Raw genomic sequence first — 266 nt, forward strand, 5'->3', positions numbered from 1 at the left:
GTGTTGAAAACTGGCACTGAGGCATCTGGGCAGCGACCCACTGGCAGTATCGGTTATATTCTTTACGAGGAATGAAAAAGCTTTCCCGGATAAAGAATTTGTACAGCCTGTCGGTTTCTTTAAGATAATTAAGAAGGCTTAAAGGATTCGTAGGATCAGCCATCGATACACAGTCACATAAAAATGGAGTCTGTAACGTTACATGATCGATCATTAATCCCGGATGCCAGTCAAAACCGTCTCTCTGGTCAAGAAAAAGCGTTTTC

1 protein-coding gene is annotated in these 266 nt (G+C 42.5%); it reads right to left on the reverse strand.

The genetic code is table 11. From position 1 onward, the window contains the following. On the reverse strand, window positions 1-266 hold a 266-nt coding region (locus SCA31_RS23740; protein ID WP_410699465.1), incomplete at both ends, for a SidA/IucD/PvdA family monooxygenase.

Origin of the sequence: Chryseobacterium sp. SIMBA_028 (assembly GCF_046535285.1) — a bacterium.
Lineage (GTDB): Bacteria > Bacteroidota > Bacteroidia > Flavobacteriales > Weeksellaceae > Chryseobacterium.